This is a genomic window from Paenibacillus sp. FSL R5-0749, assembly GCF_038595085.1.
Classification (GTDB): Bacteria; Bacillota; Bacilli; order Paenibacillales; family Paenibacillaceae; genus Paenibacillus.
Map to the genome: position 1 here is coordinate 6,631,591 of NZ_CP152005.1, position 18,833 is coordinate 6,650,423.

Annotated in this window: 15 protein-coding genes; 4 read left to right on the forward strand and 11 right to left on the reverse strand. The window is 41.7% G+C overall.

The genetic code is table 11. From position 1 onward, the window contains the following. Positions 1 to 15: 15 nt before the first annotated feature. From MKY85_RS29540 to MKY85_RS29555, 4 genes are all read right to left on the reverse strand, one after another. Entirely contained in the window at positions 16 to 495 is a 480-nt protein-coding gene (locus tag MKY85_RS29540) for a hypothetical protein (RefSeq protein WP_278297556.1), read from the reverse strand. Between the two features lie 118 nt (positions 496 to 613). After that, positions 614 to 1,018 carry a hypothetical protein gene (locus MKY85_RS29545; RefSeq protein ID WP_278297555.1) on the reverse strand — a complete coding sequence of 135 codons (405 nt, stop codon included), beginning with the start codon at positions 1,016 to 1,018 and terminating at the stop codon, positions 614 to 616. 4 nt (positions 1,019 to 1,022) lie between these two features. Further along, entirely contained in the window at positions 1,023 to 2,222 is a 1,200-nt protein-coding gene (locus tag MKY85_RS29550; RefSeq protein ID WP_342571474.1) for a WXG100 family type VII secretion target, read from the reverse strand. A 186-nt stretch (positions 2,223 to 2,408) separates the two neighbouring features. Beyond that, positions 2,409 to 3,212 carry a DNA-binding protein gene (locus tag MKY85_RS29555; RefSeq protein ID WP_342571475.1) on the reverse strand — a complete coding sequence of 268 codons (804 nt, stop codon included), beginning with the start codon at positions 3,210 to 3,212 and terminating at the stop codon, positions 2,409 to 2,411. Positions 3,213 to 3,429: 217 nt separating this feature from the next. Here MKY85_RS29555 and MKY85_RS29560 point away from each other — a divergent pair, with 217 nt between their 5' ends. Continuing rightward, on the forward strand, positions 3,430 to 3,774 hold the full coding sequence (locus tag MKY85_RS29560; RefSeq protein WP_342571476.1) for a helix-turn-helix transcriptional regulator: 345 nt from the start codon (positions 3,430 to 3,432) through the stop codon (positions 3,772 to 3,774). A 152-nt stretch (positions 3,775 to 3,926) separates the two neighbouring features. On the opposite strand, the gene MKY85_RS29565 is transcribed toward MKY85_RS29560, so the two are convergent. After that, positions 3,927 to 5,585, reverse strand: a complete 1,659-nt coding sequence (locus tag MKY85_RS29565; protein ID WP_342571477.1) for a pentapeptide repeat-containing protein — start codon at positions 5,583 to 5,585, stop codon at positions 3,927 to 3,929. A gap of 110 nt (positions 5,586 to 5,695) precedes the next feature. Here MKY85_RS29565 and MKY85_RS29570 point away from each other — a divergent pair, with 110 nt between their 5' ends. Together MKY85_RS29570 and MKY85_RS29575 are read left to right on the forward strand one after the other, a co-directional pair. After that, a complete protein-coding gene (locus MKY85_RS29570; RefSeq protein ID WP_342571478.1) occupies positions 5,696 to 7,696 on the forward strand; it encodes a retron Eco8 family effector endonuclease in 2,001 nt (666 codons plus the stop codon). Positions 7,697 to 7,906: 210 nt separating this feature from the next. Next, positions 7,907 to 8,956 (forward strand): reverse transcriptase family protein, encoded by a 1,050-nt coding sequence (locus MKY85_RS29575; protein WP_342571479.1) that lies wholly within the window; start codon positions 7,907 to 7,909, stop codon positions 8,954 to 8,956. A gap of 189 nt (positions 8,957 to 9,145) precedes the next feature. On the opposite strand, the gene MKY85_RS29580 is transcribed toward MKY85_RS29575, so the two are convergent. The 5 genes from MKY85_RS29580 to MKY85_RS29600 form a co-directional block, all read right to left on the reverse strand. Continuing rightward, positions 9,146 to 10,840 carry a diguanylate cyclase gene (locus MKY85_RS29580; protein WP_342571480.1) on the reverse strand — a complete coding sequence of 565 codons (1,695 nt, stop codon included), beginning with the start codon at positions 10,838 to 10,840 and terminating at the stop codon, positions 9,146 to 9,148. A gap of 400 nt (positions 10,841 to 11,240) precedes the next feature. Further along, the gene (locus tag MKY85_RS29585; protein WP_342571481.1) at positions 11,241 to 12,122 is read right to left on the reverse strand and encodes an AAC(3) family N-acetyltransferase; all 882 of its coding nucleotides are present in this window, start codon (positions 12,120 to 12,122) and stop codon (positions 11,241 to 11,243) included. Between the two features lie 166 nt (positions 12,123 to 12,288). Beyond that, the gene (araA, locus tag MKY85_RS29590) at positions 12,289 to 13,707 is read right to left on the reverse strand and encodes an L-arabinose isomerase (RefSeq protein WP_278297547.1); all 1,419 of its coding nucleotides are present in this window, start codon (positions 13,705 to 13,707) and stop codon (positions 12,289 to 12,291) included. 276 nt (positions 13,708 to 13,983) lie between these two features. Further along, positions 13,984 to 14,679 (reverse strand): L-ribulose-5-phosphate 4-epimerase, encoded by a 696-nt coding sequence (locus MKY85_RS29595; protein ID WP_215077148.1) that lies wholly within the window; start codon positions 14,677 to 14,679, stop codon positions 13,984 to 13,986. A 1-nt stretch (position 14,680) separates the two neighbouring features. Continuing rightward, the gene (locus MKY85_RS29600) at positions 14,681 to 16,297 is read right to left on the reverse strand and encodes an FGGY-family carbohydrate kinase (RefSeq protein ID WP_342571482.1); all 1,617 of its coding nucleotides are present in this window, start codon (positions 16,295 to 16,297) and stop codon (positions 14,681 to 14,683) included. A gap of 439 nt (positions 16,298 to 16,736) precedes the next feature. On the opposite strand from MKY85_RS29600, the gene MKY85_RS29605 reads away from it, so the two are divergent. Continuing rightward, positions 16,737 to 17,828, forward strand: coding sequence for a GntR family transcriptional regulator (locus tag MKY85_RS29605; RefSeq protein ID WP_342573509.1), 1,092 nt, complete (start codon positions 16,737 to 16,739; stop codon positions 17,826 to 17,828). Positions 17,829 to 17,998: 170 nt separating this feature from the next. On the opposite strand, the gene MKY85_RS29610 is transcribed toward MKY85_RS29605, so the two are convergent. Further along, positions 17,999 to 18,763 (reverse strand): leucine-rich repeat domain-containing protein, encoded by a 765-nt coding sequence (locus tag MKY85_RS29610; protein WP_342571483.1) that lies wholly within the window; start codon positions 18,761 to 18,763, stop codon positions 17,999 to 18,001. Between the last annotated feature and the right edge of the window lie 70 nt (positions 18,764 to 18,833).

Here is an 18,833-nt window from a genome sequence, read left to right on the forward strand (position 1 = left end):
TTGATCAACATGATCCTATTCGATGTCGCTAATATCTTGCACTGAAATGTTTAAATGTCTCCAATACTTAAGAGGATAAGCTGAACTACCTACAACCATTTCACCTTGTCTTATGATGAAACTCCAACCTCGTTCAAAGAGTTTTAGCATTGGTTCGTAGAGGTCGAGGTATTGAATTGCTTCGTCCACTCCCTGATCTGCTAATTCGGAGACTTCTAAATAACCGCAGCAAATTACCTTCACATAGGGGTTTTGTATTGTGTCCAGTTTGGAACAGGCTCGATATACTTTTTCATCAATGTCTTTTCCAAGAATTTTAGCAAAACTAAATAGGGGATATTGATCTATTGAAATATCCATCTCATTTAATAATTGATTAACGCGTCTAAGATATTCTTCAACCAGAACATGAGACGATTCTAGTGAACTATTTTCGGTATTCTCAAATGAAATAGATGACAAACGTTCAATAGCTGTGGTTAGTAGATGCCCCATGTTTTTCTCCCCTCTCGATCGATTATTAAATCTACTCAAAGTTCCTTAAAAGGTAACGACTAAATAACGCAGCCCTATCAGCTGCGTTATCGTTTGAATTTATGTTCCATGATCTCAATCAGTCGTATTCAATATACGCGCTACTACCGTTCGTTTTGGCTAATTCTAAAAATGTTGATATCTGATGTGCTACTTCTGGGAGAGTAGGAACAATATTCTTAACGTTCTCTATTTGCTCACCAGTTACTTTACTTACATTGAAGGATTTAAATAAATGAATAGCTGAATCTAGGTCCTGTATTTCCCATGGACTTTCCTCATACCAACCTTCATGGGCATAGTATTCTTGTAGAATACCATTGTCAGTAGACTCATACTGGCACATAAAATCCAATAATGTCTCAAAATATCCATTCCACATTTTTAGAATATTTTTCTCCGTAGAGTTTTCAAATAAAATTAGTATTTCCGGTTGTCCCTCGTATCCCACATAATAAACGTCATTAACTTTTTCTTCTTTCATCGTATTACTCCTTCCAATGTCCTTGATCTAAAATCCGGACTTGTTCCGGTGTGGCAGTACCTGTTTTTCTTGCAGCAATTGCATCATACCACTTGTATCCCTCAACCCACTCGTTCTCTCCAATCTTGTAAAAAGACTGTGGCTTACTACCTCCACTACCTGGAATTGTCCTTTGAATTACCCAGGTGTTTCCTTGATCAATAGGAGCACCAGATGTCCTAGTGTGCCACCTAACCTCATACTTATATGTCCCATCATTCCATTTGTATGTTATCTGTTCGTAACCATCATTCATTGATTTAGCTTTCATATTCGCACTTTCAGGAATCTCTATTGGAGCAGTTTGTGCATATCTTTTCGAAATAGCTAATTGTTCATCTGAATTCATATCAGAGAATTTCTTATTAGTTTCACTTTTTCCATTAGAAGTTCCGACATGGCTTTTACCTGATTTAGCCTTAGCAGCCTCAATATGCTGCTTAATCTTCGCCACAGCAGGATTAGAAGAAGGCAATCGAAACGGACCTTTGCCGCCCGGCATGCTCCCACGAACCATCTGAATCCCCATGAAAATCTGACTGAACTTCAGAGACGCAACCATCATCTGAGCATATTTATCTGATACAGGCTCTCCCGTCGTAGGATGAATGCCCATCTCAAACGCCTTGATCTGTAACGCAAAAATATCTTCTCCAGGCGGTTCAACGTTCACAGCTTGCATACGATTAAAGTCCAGATGTCCCTGATCCCTCTGATAAGCCTGAAGAGCAGCCTGATCCGCAACACCATTCTCGTTGACAGGCATCCAGACCAGTTTATTGAACATATTGATTTGCGCCATCCGATAGCCCTTGTCACCCGAACCGGAATCACCCGTTGATTTGGTCATCATAGCTGGGGCACCGACTGCTCCAAACGCACCACCCAGACTTCCCTTCTGAGCATCTGCATCTTGGAAACGAGTGGCGATATCCTTCAATTCCTTGGATGTGTTCACCATACTCTCCAGCGCTTTATCCAGTATAGGTCGTGACTGCTCGAACTCATAGTAAAATCGCTCCTGCGTCGCGCCCATCCACATCATCTGAACGAACATGATCTGTCTCGTCAGATCACTTCGTATACTCTCTAACTGCTGTCTGGCTTGATCCACCTGATTCGATACGTGATGTAGTTGTTCAGGGGTAACTTTGATTGTACTCATAATGTTTCTCCGCTCATTCAAAATAGGATTATCCTATGTTAGCAGAAGTGTAATATGTAAACTATCCGGCTAACATCCTGATTTCACCATGGTAAAAACACAAGCTGTGCTCCTCCTCGGTGCTATGGTCCTATATGCATATACCCACTTCAAGGCATATCCTACCAGTTTCAGTAAATGCCCCTCCTACTTCATTTCCTCCAACATCACCCGATATCGTCCAATCTGCTCCGCCGTCGCCTCTTCCCGCGATGATTCCAACAATGCCGTGCACCTTATAAAATACCGATCCATCCCAAGCTTATCCGCTAACCGAATTGCCTGCAAAATGAACTCCACGGACTCCTGTGGTCTTCCCATCCACTGTTCATACAAAGCCCGCTGATAACAGTAATGGCACATATCATCGTTGTTTGAAGAATCCATTTCTTTGCCAACACTCTGTATCTGATCCTCGAACACATGTAAAACCCGATCAATCTGCCATCTATGCCGCACTGCTGCTTCCGTAATCACTTTCAGACCTACCAACCATTCCTCCGGATGCTCAAGCAAAAAGTTCACAAACTCCTCCAGCAGCTGCACCTGCCCGGCTTCAATCTCAAGAGCATACCGATTCACCTGCGCCTTATGCCTGAATTCCTGCACCACCTGCATACCTACCTCATCTAGATCCTCCATCCATCCCAAATCTGCATATTGATCGATACATGCTCGCGCCTGATCTACCTGTCCCATCTTCTGGTGAGCCATACCCCGCATTAGGTGACTGAACCCATAATAGTAGACCAAGGGCCGCTCGATGTTTATATATGGTGCAGGCACTCCCTTTGACCGATACTCCTGCCGCTCTTCATGGATGGACTGCACACATTGATATAACATGTCCGCCCTCTCCATCACCTTGTTCCAATTTTCAAAAGCCACAGCCATGTCCAACATTTCAACAATGATGTCCGGTTTGAGTGATCTTAGGATAGATTTCCGCAAAGATAATCCTCCTTCTATGTAGGTTTAGGGATATTAAAACAAGCCAATTTTACGGTAACACAAAACATTATGTTCGATTTGCTTTTAGAAACTCCAAAGAAGTAGTACAATAAAATAAACATAATACTTAATCGCAGTTTTTTCAATATATTTTACCGCCTTTATGTCCCTGCTAAATACATCAATACTCTCCTAACCTTTAGGAGAGGTGGTTAATATGACAAAATTACGGAATTCGATTGGAGAACGGATTAGAGCAATCCGTAAGGCGAAAGGCTTGACACAACAACAACTTGCTGAACTTTCAGGGTTAGATGATGCATATATAGGGTCTGTAGAGCGTGGGGAGAGGAACTTTTCAGTTGATACGTTAGAGAAAATTACTATAGGATTAAAAGTCTCAGTTTACCAACTTTTTTTTGATACCAGTAATATCAATAAAGAAGATTTAGATCACCATAATGCTATCGCTGAGTACACTAGTATTATCAGTGATATTAAACCCGAACAACTTAAGATTCTGAGAAATATCATAAATGAGTTAAAAGCGGCGTTTCATTAATCTTTCTTTTATCTGAAGCTAGCGAAATAGGCCCTTTCGGGCCAACCGCTGCCGCATAGGCACTGTTATTTTTAATTGTTTTACTCTAGTACTTTTTTCCAATATGCATTTTTAGCCTGAACGCTTATAATCTCATTCTTTAAATATATCGATTACCGTGGAGGTGAATGTTTACTATCAGTTATAGAAGACAAAATCCTCGACATGTAACTGGATTTCTTTGGTTTAAATGCACTCACAAAAAGTTCTTTCAATTCATCAGACTGAGAATCAAAACTACAATTATTCATATCAATATTATCTAGAGATACAATATTTGTTATAAATGAATATTTAAAATAACAACTCACAAAAGATATATGTGCCCCCTCTCCTTCTCTCCACTCCAATCTTCTCATTGTACAATCAGCAAATACCGAATTCTCAAAAATGATTTTTTCAAAAAGACACCCCTGGAAAGATGTTTTACTAATGTTTATATTTTTCCAATTACCACCAATAGTTACTTTATTTAATTCGCATTCATAAATATTAGTTTTTTCCACTTTCATTCCGTAAAGACGTGCTTGGGCCCAAGTACATTTTTTTATAAAAACATTTTCTAAAAAAGCACCATTAAATCGAATATCAATTCCTCTACACTCACTAAAAGTCGACTGAACTAGGGATGATTTAGAGTAATTCGTTCGGTCAATTCTGCAATTATTCAATTCAACTTTGTTACTATGGGAATTTGTAAAATTAGAGTCAGTTAGATCACAATTAATAAATTTCACATTATTTAATATGCTTTCTTTAAAAGAAGAGTGGTGAAAAATACATTCCTCGAAAACAACATTATCTAATCTCATCCTCTCGAGTTTTATACCCGGTAAATATGCAGAATGAATAATTATATTATTTTTTGTTCTCTCTTCTAAACTAGAAGTACAAGCATTTATTAATTTTTCCATGGCTTGAACTAATTCCTTAATAGCTTGGTGACATCTCTTCCATTCACCAATAATATGTTTTTTATCTCTTTTCTTGACAGAATATTCGCTTAAGCTTTCAGTATACTGTTCAATACGCCATTGATTTTCTTTATCTTCTTTGAAATTTAAAAACGAATTTTTATGCCAATTTATCCACTCATGCTTATCTAGCATAAAAAGATTAATAAGTCTTTCTCGATCACCTTCATGTATATAATGACTAGCTGCCAACATTATTTGGTTTTCATGTAAATGGCGACTCTCCTCAGCGAGTAATGGAATAGCTAGCTCAGGAAACCTCTGGAGAGCAATGACGGCTGCTTCCCTTACAGCAGGAATTGGATCGAATTTAAGAACGTTAATTATATACCTAAGAGAAATCTCATATTCCCCTAGTGCTTGAACTGCACCTATCCTTACAGGAATACTCCCACTTCCTAATTCCTTCAACATTGCTGAAATTCTATCTTTCTCATTTTTCTCAGTTTGGATGTTCATACTATTTATTGTATTCTTATGAGCATTTCTTGTAGCATAATAAGTTATAAGTAATGAGACAATCGCAATTAATGAAGTAATCATTTGTAACATCGGATTCCAGTAAATTGCTCCCTTTTCACGTTTGATTTTTTCAGTTTCCTCTCGGAGCTTTTCACTCTCAATTTTCAGTTTACTAGTTTCTTGATTTAATTTCTGAATCTCACTTAAGTTTTTTTCTTCAACATTTGATACTTTTAAATTCGTAGCATGTATGTAAGAAGAACTAGGGAAAAGAAGGAACAATAATATTATGAATAATGAAATCCTATAAAAAAAAGTACAACGCAATTTGACCATTAATAAAATCCTCCATTCATCATTATTAATACCTTTTATCGTAACTAGAATATTATAGATAAGATTTTTTATCTTTACTATAATAATATAGAAGGACTGGAGGAGTTCACTTGGCTATTAGAAGAATAAAAATTAATAACTTTAAATCGTTACGCAGTGTTGATATTACTCTGAACAACATCAGCTGTTTATTAGGTGAAAATGGATCAGGAAAATCTAACTTTCTCAAAGCCGTTCATTATTTCTATTTGAATATGACAGCATCTAATTTCCAGACAAACTTACACGATAAACATAATCCCTATGTCGAAGATATGGAGATCACCATCTGGTTTGACTTCAAGAGAATTATTTCAATAGCTAAAAGCCATCGAAGCGCACATCGTATATACAATCATGAGTTTAAACCATTCTTCCGTAAGATTTTATCTATGCACAAGTCAATTGGAGATGACAATGAATTAATTTCATTAACTTTAACACAAAGAAAACGTGAAGGGATAATTTGGAGTTTACCTTATGAATCCCGGGTGATTCTAAAAAACTTGTTTCCAGTTTATTTTGTTAACGCTCGGCACATCAATCTTACAAATTGGGACGAGCTATGGGAGACAATCGGTGATCTTGGTACATTGGAAATCAAGGACAGACCTATTTTAAAAATAAAACAAGCATTAGAGGAATGCCTTGGGACACAATACAAGAAAATTGCTGGGCAACTAGAAAACGAGTTAAACACTGCAAACTTAGAGTTAGATTCCTTCCGACCTAAATTGATGTTTTCACACTTATATCAGCTCCAGTTAGGCGGGCATTCATTTCGATATCGAAATGAGGAACTAGATTACTACTCAGATGGTTTAAATTCATATAACTACATCAAGCTTTTATCTAGGATGGTCATTCAATTATCTGAGCTTCGGCTAAAGGAACCTCTAATTATTTTAGACGAACCAGAGACTGGATTACACCCACGGTTTTTAGACGATCTTAGTAAAACAATTTCACAAGATATAGGCTTTACTGGATTTTTAATTGCGACCCACTCGCCTAGAATAATAAGAAACTTACTAAATATTAAAGATGATAAAAGCACTTTGTATCACATTCAATTGAAGGATCAATACACTTCAATTGGTCAAATGAAAGGCTTTACGGATAATAGAGAAATCCAAACGTTCACCGAACAAGAAGCAAGCTTTTACTTTGCAAAAGCTATTTTATTTGTTGAGGGTGTAACCGAGTTGGAGCTTTTTTCAAATACCGAATTAATTAATCTTTTTCCAAAAATGAAAGATATAGACATTTTTCCTTTTAGCGGGAATTCTGTCAGACTTAAATCTATACATCCTGCCGAAAAAAATATCAGCATACCCTACTTAATCCTTACGGATATGGACAAAATAATGCAATTTGAACCTACTTCAAACCATTTTAGCCCATGCAATGATACACCATTTCTTAATCCTCTTAAAAATGTGTTAGCACACAAAAAAGAAATGTTCTACTACTCAAATAGGAAAATACAAACTTATGGAAAGAGGAAGCAAATCGAAGGTTTAATGAGAAACTGTGAATATTATCCAGATCCACACTGGGGAACTATTGAAAGTCCTTATTTTCACAAACTCAGAAATTCAATAAAAGAATACTGCATACTACATCATGTTTTTCCAGTTTCGACAACTGTTGAAGGGCTTCTGATAAATTCAAATAATTACTCTTATGTATGGGAATATATCTGTCATTCAGAGAAAAACCCTCAAAAACTAAATGATTTAAATACTATTTTTAATTACTCAGAGAAACCTTCTTATAAAACAACAATTCTCCGAATGTTGTATGGAGGAAAAGCGGATCATAACTTAACTAATAGGCAGAGATACGGAGAATCAAAATCTCCTAAATTCGAACCTGCAAAGGAAATTTACGAGAAAATAAGTAAGTATAGCTACGGAAAGACTAGTGGGTGGGTAACAACATTCTTAAATTATGTATTCTTAAACGTCATCAACAAAGCTTCAGGTAATGAACGGGAACAGCTCTTTAAAGCTATTTTCCCAGAGCTATACAATTTAATCTCAATTATGATAAAATTGAAGAAGGATTAGGAAGATTGGGTAGTAAGCGTGAATATATATATGTATTCCGCTCCTTGTTGTTATGAAACCAAGGGTTAATTGCTACAAATATAAAGTCTGAGTTTGCAGATATAATCTATCTCAAGTGTATAAATCAATGACACACGACTCGCCTAGAATATAATTTCGCTACGCGAGGCATTGGGCAGGTACCCATCTTCCTATCTCCTAGTTAGAAAGGTGATTCTAATTCATATTTTCAAAGAAAGCTTTTTTTTCGGACATATCCTTAAAACAAGGGAGCACTTAATAGAATCCTGTATAAGTAATAAAAGTGATTTCTATTACAAGAAAGTTATTGCTAAAAAACGGAGTGGATTTAGGACTCTGCATTGCTTAAGGGAAGGTTCAGATTTACATAAGCTACAAACAGAACTTACTCAAAATTTCTTAAATAAGATACCTCTTCCAAACTATGTTTGTGGTTTCGTTTCGGGGAAATCTTATCGGGATTACTTATCCCCACATATAAGACAAGCAGATGAAAAAAAACGTTACTACCTTCGACTGGACATTAAAGACTTTTTTTCAAGTCTGTATAAGGAAAATATTCTTTCTATGTTAAAGTCATATTTTCGTCTTGATCCATCTAGAAATGAACAACTATTAGAATATATAGCCGAACTATCGACTTTGGACGGAGTTTTACCACAAGGTGCCATCAGCTCTCCAGCTCTATCTAATGTTCTATTTCGGAAAATGGATATTAGAATAAATAAGTATTGTAAACAAAAGGGCTACACTTATACTCGATATGGTGATGATCTTCTATTTTCGTCTCTTACAGAAGATCTTCATAGCCAATCTACAATATTTTTAATATCTTCCATCTTAGAATCTGGAGGATTTATTCTAAATAAGAAGAAAATTCGTAAAGGAATAAATGAAATTTCTCTTAACGGCTTTGTAGTAGGGTCCAATTTACGTGTTTCTCGTAGCAAGCGAGTAGATATTGGTAATATATTGTATTTATATGCCACCCACAATCCTACTGACACTAAGCAATTAATTGATATTTTAAATTCAGATTCTTTTAAGTACCGCTCCAAAGACACTGATGATGATTTATATTTTAGCAGTGAAAATGCCCTTATTCATTATCTTTCAGGGTACAGAGCAATGTTAATTGGTTGGTTACCAGAAAACAGGAACCACATGCACTATATAGAAGCCTCTCGAACAATTACACAATTAGAAGACCTTCTTATTAAAATACACAATATGAAGTAGCTCCCTTATCAGGAGCTACTTTTCTCATTATTTAATAAGAATTTGTTACTTATAACTACAGCACTTATCCGCTCAACCCGCATTGGCTACCTCTAACATGGCTCGAATTTATATTTTGGTCGCTGAAATAATTTTTAGTGAATTTACCCATAATCTATTTAATTAAATACTTTTGACCATATATCCGATTCAAACAACCCCCCGCTCAAACTCCGCAAACTCCACTCTGTTCCGCCCATTCTGCTTCGCCTGATACAGTGCCTTATCCACCGCAGCGAATAGCTGAGTCAAATACCCCTCCGGATTGTCCGGCACATGCTCCACTTCAAAGTCCTCAAAGGACAGAATCCCAATACTAATCGTAATGGATACCTGCATAATCTCGTGATCCACCGTAATGTGGTTGGACTCCACAGCTAATCTCACGCGCTCCGCGATTTGATTTGCCAGATCATGCTCCGTGTGCGGAAGGTAGATCATGAACTCTTCCCCGCCATAACGCGTCAGGATATCGGTGCTGCGAATGGATTGTTTGACCGCCTCTGCCGTGTGGACGAGCACTTCATCACCGATGACATGTCCATAGCGATCATTGATCGCTTTGAAGTAGTCGATATCGAGCAGCAGGAGTGAAAATGGTGTTTTGTATTGAATATTGGTAATGACCTCATGATTCAGGTGTTGCGTCAGATAACGACGGTTGTAACAGTTGGTTAAACTGTCCGTCAGCGCGAGTTCCTCCAGTTTGCGATTGGCCTCAGATAACTCCTGACGGATCAAGTCTAGCGCCTGATTACGCTCCTGAAGCGTCTCGTTCTGGCGATTCATCTCTTTCACATAGAAACGCTCCTGTGAGACATCCTGGAACGTAAGGATATGACCGATCGGCACAAGAGCCGAATCCACAATCGGAGACGATTGCAGGATAAAGTGCCGGATGTTGTTGTCCCGCTCCACGATCACTTCAACCTGAGAGAGGGTATTTTCTTTTTTCTTATAATGATTCACGAACTCCCGACAGCTGCCCACAACTTGAACAGACTCCAGAAATACCTCCATATCAAAAGAATCCCCCACATGCAGATCCATAAAGGATCGTGAGGCTTTGTTCGCTTCAACTATGACTTCATTCTCATCCAGTACCAGGATGCCATATGGAATCGTATTGATCACGTCCTCATGCGCGATGGAGACCAGATCGAACACATTGTATCTTTTGATCACATAGACGAAGAACAGGTCCGACAGAAAGATCCCCAGCGAAGTCATGCCAGGAATGATGGGCAACCAGCGGGCTAGAACCACATTCAGGATCGCATCAATCGTTGCAAACACAGCCAAGACCAAGATGCCCCATAGGGTGATCCGCACCTGTTTTTTGATCATGGCAGACGTCTGCGATGAATACACCGCCCGGAACAGAACGACGAGAGACGTCAAGAAATAGCTCACCAGAATAACCATCACAACCCAGAACCAAGGGCCGTAAGCACGCTCGATGTACCCGCCCTCCAATGGAATGACGAATTCGTTCCATGGGTTGGCGACCACACCTATAGCCCCGATTACCGCAGGGACAAATAGCATAAAGGTTCCTTTTGCACTCAAACGCTCCGCGTAACCGGTAATAAAGATCGTCAGTAGAAGCCACCCGCTCCCAAGCAGAGAGACCGCAACGAAAGACAACGTAACATAGAACAACTGCAGACCAGAATCATCCGTAAGCGTACTGGCAAATTGACAGAAAGGCCAGAGCATCATCAACCCGTGAAACAAAAAGTACACCTTATGTAAGTTCGTAATTCTAACCGTAGCAAACACATATACACCTACACCGAACAATAGGACGAATAAAAAGAGATCATACCATACTAATGGGTTCACGAATCTTCTCCTTCTTAGATGCTACAATGACAACGTGATTGCTCATAATTCTATGTGATACCTATATAAAACTTCAATAAACACCTATACAATACCGCTACGTCAAACATTGGTTAATTTAACCATATCTTATCACACCACCATAAGGGTGAGTAGCCCATACACTGGAAGTCTGACCAACCTCTGATCGAAATCCTGATCTATTTTGCGTTTTTGTGAAGGAATCTGACTGTTCCACAAAAAAACCGCCCATATCCAAACGAGCGGCCGGCCAGCAATTGGTTTGATTCAAATGACCCATATCTTTAGCGGAGTTCATCTCTCCGGCAGTAGTACTTCACCTTCTGATCAGGAACATCTACTCTTCCCGTATCTTGGCTATGGCTTGTTCATGATCAAGTCAACGTTCGCCTTCAACGATCTGCTTCTCAGCGATCAACAGCTCCAATTGTTGCTTATAACGTGCCTCGTTTCTGAGATATGCTTCATGACTCATTCCGACCAGATCAGCTTCATATTTAGGGGAATAAAAGGGTTCATTGTCTGAGAATAAGTCTGGATTTTCCTTCAGCAACTCCGTAATTACCTCTGACGTCTTAACCGCATCGCACACTCTAACAACGGCATCCCCAAGTTGTCCTTTATGCATCGCACCTTCGCGAACCAGTACCTCATCTATTTTCCAGAAATGCTCCGACCATGGCAACCCACTATGTCTGCGGGACGGTACTGAAATCTGGCTTCCATCCGGTAAAACCGTATACAGCATCTCATGCTCGTCCGTCATTCTGCCAGGGATGTCCACCCACTCTTCGACGCCATGGATAAATGTATTGCGCTTCAAGTCAACGCCTACTAACAAGATTGTCGCTTTCCGATCGAGCAGTTTCCCCCATGCTGAACCTCTCGCACACGGTGTATCGAAGAGATGATCATCCTTCGTAAATACTTCTGCGTCCCTTCCCAGTGCTGCTACCGAGTGTGTAGGATGCCACGAACGAACCACGCCCGGACGTTTACGGAAAAGCTCAGGCAGAATGCCTACGCAGCATACAGAATTTTCCACGTGGAACATTGGGTTATCCGCATTAATGGTAGACCACGTATGAGTGGGAAGCACCAACAATCCGTCTTCCATGTAATCGCTAACGGCATCCAACACCGTATCTGCTCCACCTTCAACCTCGCCCAAACTCTTCATTGAAGAGTGCATAAGCAACGTACCTTGGCGATCCAAACCAAGCTGCTCCAGTTGCTGCATCAAGCTTTCTTTTGTGTACATATCCTTTCCTTACCTCCTTCATTTCTTATCCCTTTTCGATGGAAAATTAAACACATGTTCAGCTCATTATCATGCTTCTCAGCATAACAAACAAAGGGCCGAGGGTTAACCCCCGGCCACAGAGAAAAAATTGTATACGTTCAGGGCAGTAGCTGCCAATCCACTTTTACTTAATAATAACGTACTCCAGATTCACCAGCTTCGCATATGTCACGATCTGATCTGTCGTCAGGTTCAAGGATACAACCGTATGGTGACCGCCACCATTTTCGATCCATGCTTTAACGCCATCCTGGAAGTTCGGCTTCACGCTCCACAATACACGCGCTACCGGCAGGTTAGGTGCTGGAACGGTAGGCTCGAATGCAGATACTTCATTAATCAGCAATTTGTAGTGGGTACCGAAGTCTGCCATGGATACTACTACACCCTCGCCTGCTTTACCGTCGAATACAAGGCGTGCCGGATCTTCGCGATCGCCAATCCCCAGTGGGGACACGATGATTCTCGGTTTCGTGCTGGCCAGTGTAGGATCTACTTCAAGCATGTGGGATTGCAGGATTGCTTCCTGTCCAGCAGCCATCTCGTAGGTGTAATCTTCCATGAAGCCTGTGTTCTCGTTATGGGCCATGATTTTCAGCAAACGATCCAGTGCAGCCGTTTTCCAGTCACCCTCACCGGCAAATCCATACCCTTGCGCCATCAGGCGTTGCACTGCCAGACCCGGAAGCTGTTTCATGCCATGCAGATCTTCGAAGTTCGTCGTGAAGGCACTGTAACCACCTTCGTCCAGGAAACGTTTGATCGCAATCTCATAGCTTGCTTGCACACGTACACTGGCTTCCCAAGCTTCCTTGCTGTTCGTACCATAATCGAATTCGTAGAGGTCTTTATACTGAGCAATCAGATCATCGATTTCCTGCTCCGTTACGGCGTTCACGTATTGCACGAGGTCGCCAATGCCGAAGTAATCAACCGTCCATCCGAATTGGATCTGTGCTTCCACTTTATCGCCTTCGGTCACGCCAACGTTGCGCATGTTATCTCCGAAGCGAGCGACTTTGAGGTTGAAGCCTTCGTTAAAGGCAACCGCTACGTCCATCCAGTCTGCAACCTGTTGTTGCACTTCCGGGCGCTCCCAGTAGCCAACAACGATTTTGTTTTGTTTTTTCAAACGAGCATTAATAAAGCCATATTCGCGGTCACCATGTGCCGCTTGGTTCAAGTTCATGAAATCCATATCGATGGTTGCCCACGGAATGCTTTCGTTGAATTGGGTTGCCAAGTGCAGCAAAGGTTTTTGCAGCAATTTTGTACCACGAATCCACATTTTCGCCGGGGAGAAGGTATGCATCCATGTGATGACACCTGCTACTTCGTCGCGATAGTTGACTTCTTTCATGATGCTCGTGATTTTATCTGCGGTTACCGCCAGATCCTGCAATACAAGCGGGTACGGCAGTACGCCGCTGGCATTAAGGGCATCCGTGATTTTCTGTGCGTTGGCCTTTACTTCGCCCAGTGCTTCTTCTCCGTACAAGTGCTGTGAACCGACCACAAACCAGAATTCTTTTGCTGCTGACATATAATCATCCTCATTTCATTATTTTATAGTTGAACAATATGGGTTTACACTTTGCCACTCCGATTACATTACCATCTTCCGATCGCTGGTTATCCCCGGATTTATTTGATTCCCTTTTCTAAAGGAAAAATCTGGGGATAAAAGTGAACACTCCGATTCTCCAGCTTTCTTCTGTCTTCTCCGTTATCGTGTAAAAGTTTTATACAACTTCGTTGGCAGTAGTAGCATAAGACCTATTCGATTGGATTAGTGTCCTCCGATCGATACATAATCAGATTACTTCTGTCCGTAATACGCGTCTTTGCCGTGTTTGCGCAGATAGTGTTTATCCAGGATGCCTTGTGGCAGTTCCTTCGCGAAGTTGTTCAACTGCCGCGCGTACAGGTTCATTTTGCACACTTCCTCCAGTACAACGCTGTTCACCACCGCTGACTTGGCATCTTTCCCCCACGTAAACGGTGCGTGACCATGGAGCAACACTGCCGGAACCGCCATCACATCAATTCCACGCTGTTCGAACGTTTCAATAATGACACGTCCTGTCTCCGCTTCGTATCCGCGATCCACCTCTTCCTGGTTCAGGAAACGTGCGCAAGGCACCGCTCCATAGAACGTGTCCGCATGTGTGGTTCCCATTACAGGAACATCAAGTCCGGCTTGCGCCCAGATGGTCGCCCACGTGGAGTGTGTATGCACAATGCCACCAATCTCCGAGTAATGCTTATATAGTACGGCATGTGTTGCAGTGTCCGAGGAAGGTCTCATCTCACCCTCCACCACGTTACCGTCCAGATCAACCACAACCATGTCGCTTGCTTTCATCACATCGTAGCTAACGCCACTTGGTTTAATGACGAACAGACCGCTTTCCCGATCGATTGCGCTAACGTTACCCCAAGTGAATTTTACAAGTCCATGCTTGGGCAGTTCCAGATTCGCCTGGAATACCTCTTCTTTCAGTTGTTCTAACATGTTATTCCCTCCCGTTCTCTACCAGATGGTTTACAGCTGCATGCTCAATTGCGAGCCCACTCCGGTAGCGTTCGATAAATGCTTCAAACCCTTTCACATCCGATGCATCTGGCGCCACTTCGACTCCCTCAACATCGTTGAAGACCTTCTGCTCCAGGAACACATCCAGGCTCTCCTCTTGATCCTTGTTAATCATGTACGAAGCCAGAAGTGCCATGCCCCATGCGCCGCCTTCACCAGCGGTAGACATTACCGAGACCGGTACGTTCATCGCAGCAGCTACAATCCGTTGTCCGACGACAGGGGTCTTGAACAGACCACCGTGAGCCAAAATACTATCAATGGCTACATTCTCTTCCTCTGTCAAAATGTCCATACCTAGCTTGAGTGCACCGAATGCACTGAACAGATGTGTCCGCATGAAGTTCGCCAGATTGAAGTTGCTTTCCGGCGAGCGGACGAATAATGGACGGCCTTTCTCAAGTCCCGTAATGTTCTCACCGGAGTAGTAACCGTAGCTGAGCAAGCCACCACCATCTGGGTCTGCCTCCAAGGCTTTGTTAAACAACACGCTGAACAACTTGCCGTTATCCACTTCGTATCCCATCGCTTGAGAAAACTCACGGAACAGTCCCACCCAGGCGTTGATATCACTGGAACAGTTGTTGGCATGTACCATCCCTACTGGACTGCCATCCGGCGTGGTGACCATATCGATCTCCGGATACACTTTGGATAGTTCCTTCTCCAGTACGATCATGGCAAATACCGAGGTGCCGACCGAGATGTTCCCCGTGCGTTTCTTCACGCTATTCGTTGCCACCATACCCGTTCCGGCATCGCCCTCTGGCGGGCAGAGCAGAATGCCTGCTTGCAGATCTTGCGAAGGGTCAAGCAACTTGGCTCCCGCTTCTGTCAATGCACCTGCATTCTCACCAGCGAGATATACCTTCGGAAGCAGGTCCTCGACCTTCCACGGATAACCTTTGCCTGCGATCCGTTCATCGAACTGTTGGATCATGGATGGTTGGTAATTATGTGTAGCCTCGTCAATTGGGAAAATGCCTGAAGCATCGCCGATGCCAATCGCCTTATTGCCTGTCAGCAACCAATGGATGTACCCAGCCAAAGTAGTCAGATGATCGATCTGAGGTACGTGTACCTCTTCGTTTAAGATGGCTTGGTACAAGTGGGCAATGCTCCAGCGTTCAGGAATATTGAATTGCAGAAGTTCCGTCAGCTCCCTAGCAGCTGCTCCCGTCGTTGCGTTACGCCAGGTGCGGAAAGGTACCAGCAGTTCGCCCGCGCTATCCAATGCCACATATCCGTGCATCATGGCCGAGAACCCGATCGAACCGACCGTTCGCAGCGTAATTCCATATTTCTGTTCCACATCTTGCTTCATCTCACGATAAGCCGTCTGCAGACCTGTGATGATATCTTCCTGGTTGTACGTCCAATATCCGTCTTTCAGAAGGTTCTCCCATTCATAACTGCCTGACGCGATGGTCTCAAAACGCTCGTCAATCAACACCGCCTTAATCCGCGTGGATCCAAATTCAATTCCGAGCGAAGTAGCGCCATTAGTAATGGCTTCTTTCAAGTCCAATTGACTCATAATCACGTGTATCCCCTCTCCGGTTGTGATTTCACATCCCTAAGGATGCATATATAAGGTGAAGCTTCTACTTATGCAGTAACTACTCATGAATTTTGTATAAGAGGTTGTTCAAAAATCTGTGTTTTCAAAGAATGCGCTTTCCTTTTCTGACAGCCTTAGTATATTTTTTGTACGTACATTTGTCAATAATATATAATAGTTATACTTACAAAGGACACATATTGTACTCTAACTGACCATTCAAAGGTCTTATACAGCTATAAAGTGGCTATGCTGTAAGGTACACCTCTTTGCAAAAAGGCCGGATATGTACGGTTTATTTCGAAAAATATGCTGTTTTATATGCATTCAAAGTGAATCATGCTAAAATATGTACGTACAACTATTTGAACAACAACGTTGATATAGATGAGTAACGATGAAAGAAGTGGACTACGTGAAGCCAAAATACCAGGTCATCATTGATGATATAAAGAGTCATATCCTCTCGGGGGCATATAGCATAGGCGAACAGATTCCAACCGAGCTGGCATTACAGGAAAGCTACAATGTAAGTCGCCAGACGGTGCGGAAGGCCATTTTGGAGTTATCAAACGAAGGATTTTTACGAAGCGAAAAGGGTTCAGGAACTTACGTTAGTAATCAGTATCGATCACGATCAGGCGGCAATACGTCAAAGAAAACCATTGGCGTAATCACAACATACATCTCGGATTACATCTTTCCTTCCATTATCCGCGGTATTGAGAGTCGTCTGAATGAGGACAACTACTCGCTACTGCTCGCCAGCACCAATAATGATGTGTCACAGGAGAAAAAAGCACTCGAAATGATGCTCTCCTACGGTGTGGATGGCCTGATTGTCGAACCGACCAAAAGTAATCTGTATAATCCCAATATTGCATACTACCTGTCATTCAAGGAGCAGGATGTACCGTTTACGATGATTAATGCCTTTTATGAAGAGCTGGAGGTTCCGTTCTTCTGTCTGGATGACGTGCAATCCAGTTATCTCGCCACACGTGAATTGATCGCCAAAGGTCATACCCAGATCGGCATTATTGCGAAAATGGATGATTTGCAGGGTAAGTACAGGATGAAGGGGTATATCAAAGCACTTGGTGAAGCGAAGTTACGGTTCCATCCTGATCAAGTGCTTTCCTTTGATACCGCATCGAAACCGGAGTTATCCTCCAATGTAGCAACGTATCTGGATGAAAACAGAGATTCGCTGACCGCAATCGTCTGTTACAACGATGAAGTAGGTCTTGAAGTTGTGCACGCCTGTAGGCAACTGGGCATCTCGATCCCGGATGAGTTATCCATCATTGGACAGGACAATTCGTATATCGCCAAGAACGCCAACATCCGGCTCACCACACTAACTCATCCGCAAGAGCAGATGGGCCGTGATGCTGCCGACTGGGTAATCAAGAATCTGCAAGGCAAAAAGGATCTGCCAACGAACACCTACTATCAGCCGGTGCTGGTTGAGGGGGAGACGGTGAAGGAGATCGAAGTGGAGTAATATTGGTGGGCAAATGGAAAAGCGAGAAAGTTGTTACCGAGCGTTCCTATCCAACATACCGAAAGAAGGCCGTCAGAATGATCTGCGGCCTTCTTTGTTTTTGTTCCATATAATGAGGGATTAACCTTTTCCGATATAAATAATTTAATCTGCTTTAGCCGAGACAGAACTTACTGCGCCTGATCCGTATCATCGCTTACCAAACTTACAACGACGCCTTTCTTCTCCAGTTGCTCTACTACCTGCTCAGCACGATCATTTAACGGATTGTTCGCCAGATACACCTCTGTCAGATGCGGGATGGTATCGAGCACTGCAATATCCTTAATGAGGTTATCTTCTACATATAGATACTCCAAGGTCGGATGATTTTTTAAAGGTGTCAGATCCTGAATTTTATTATCATTCATAATGACCCATTCCAGCTTTAATTTCTGAAGAGGACTCAGATCGGTCACCTGATTACCACTGGCAAGTAGACTTCTCAGTTTAGGCATATTTTTTAATGGAGCCAGGCTTTTGATTTTGTTATCATCCATAACCAGATTTTGCAGATTGGTCAGACCTGATAGTGGCGAGATATCTGTAATCTGATTTCCTTCAACAGCTAAGAACGTTAATTTCTTTAACTTGTTGAGAGGTTTGATATTTTTTATATTTTGTCCGGGCAAGAATAGATCCGTCATATTAACCGCGTATTCAAGACCTTGCAGGTTAGAAATCTTGCTTTTCGTTTCCATAGCATATATGGATTTTAATTTCTTCAAATCGCCAGCCTTTATTTCCTTCTTAGCCGATAGCTTCAAATCTGCTCGAATAACTTTGGCCAGGACTGGGTCCTTAATAAGCGACGACGAAGCCAGCGCACTCGTTGTTGGTAATAGCACAAAAACCATACATAAAACGATCAACCTTTTGATGAATTGATTATGCATATAGAATCTCCCTACATTATTTAATACTAGAAATATACCATGATCTGGGATGAAATGAATGGATACTGCC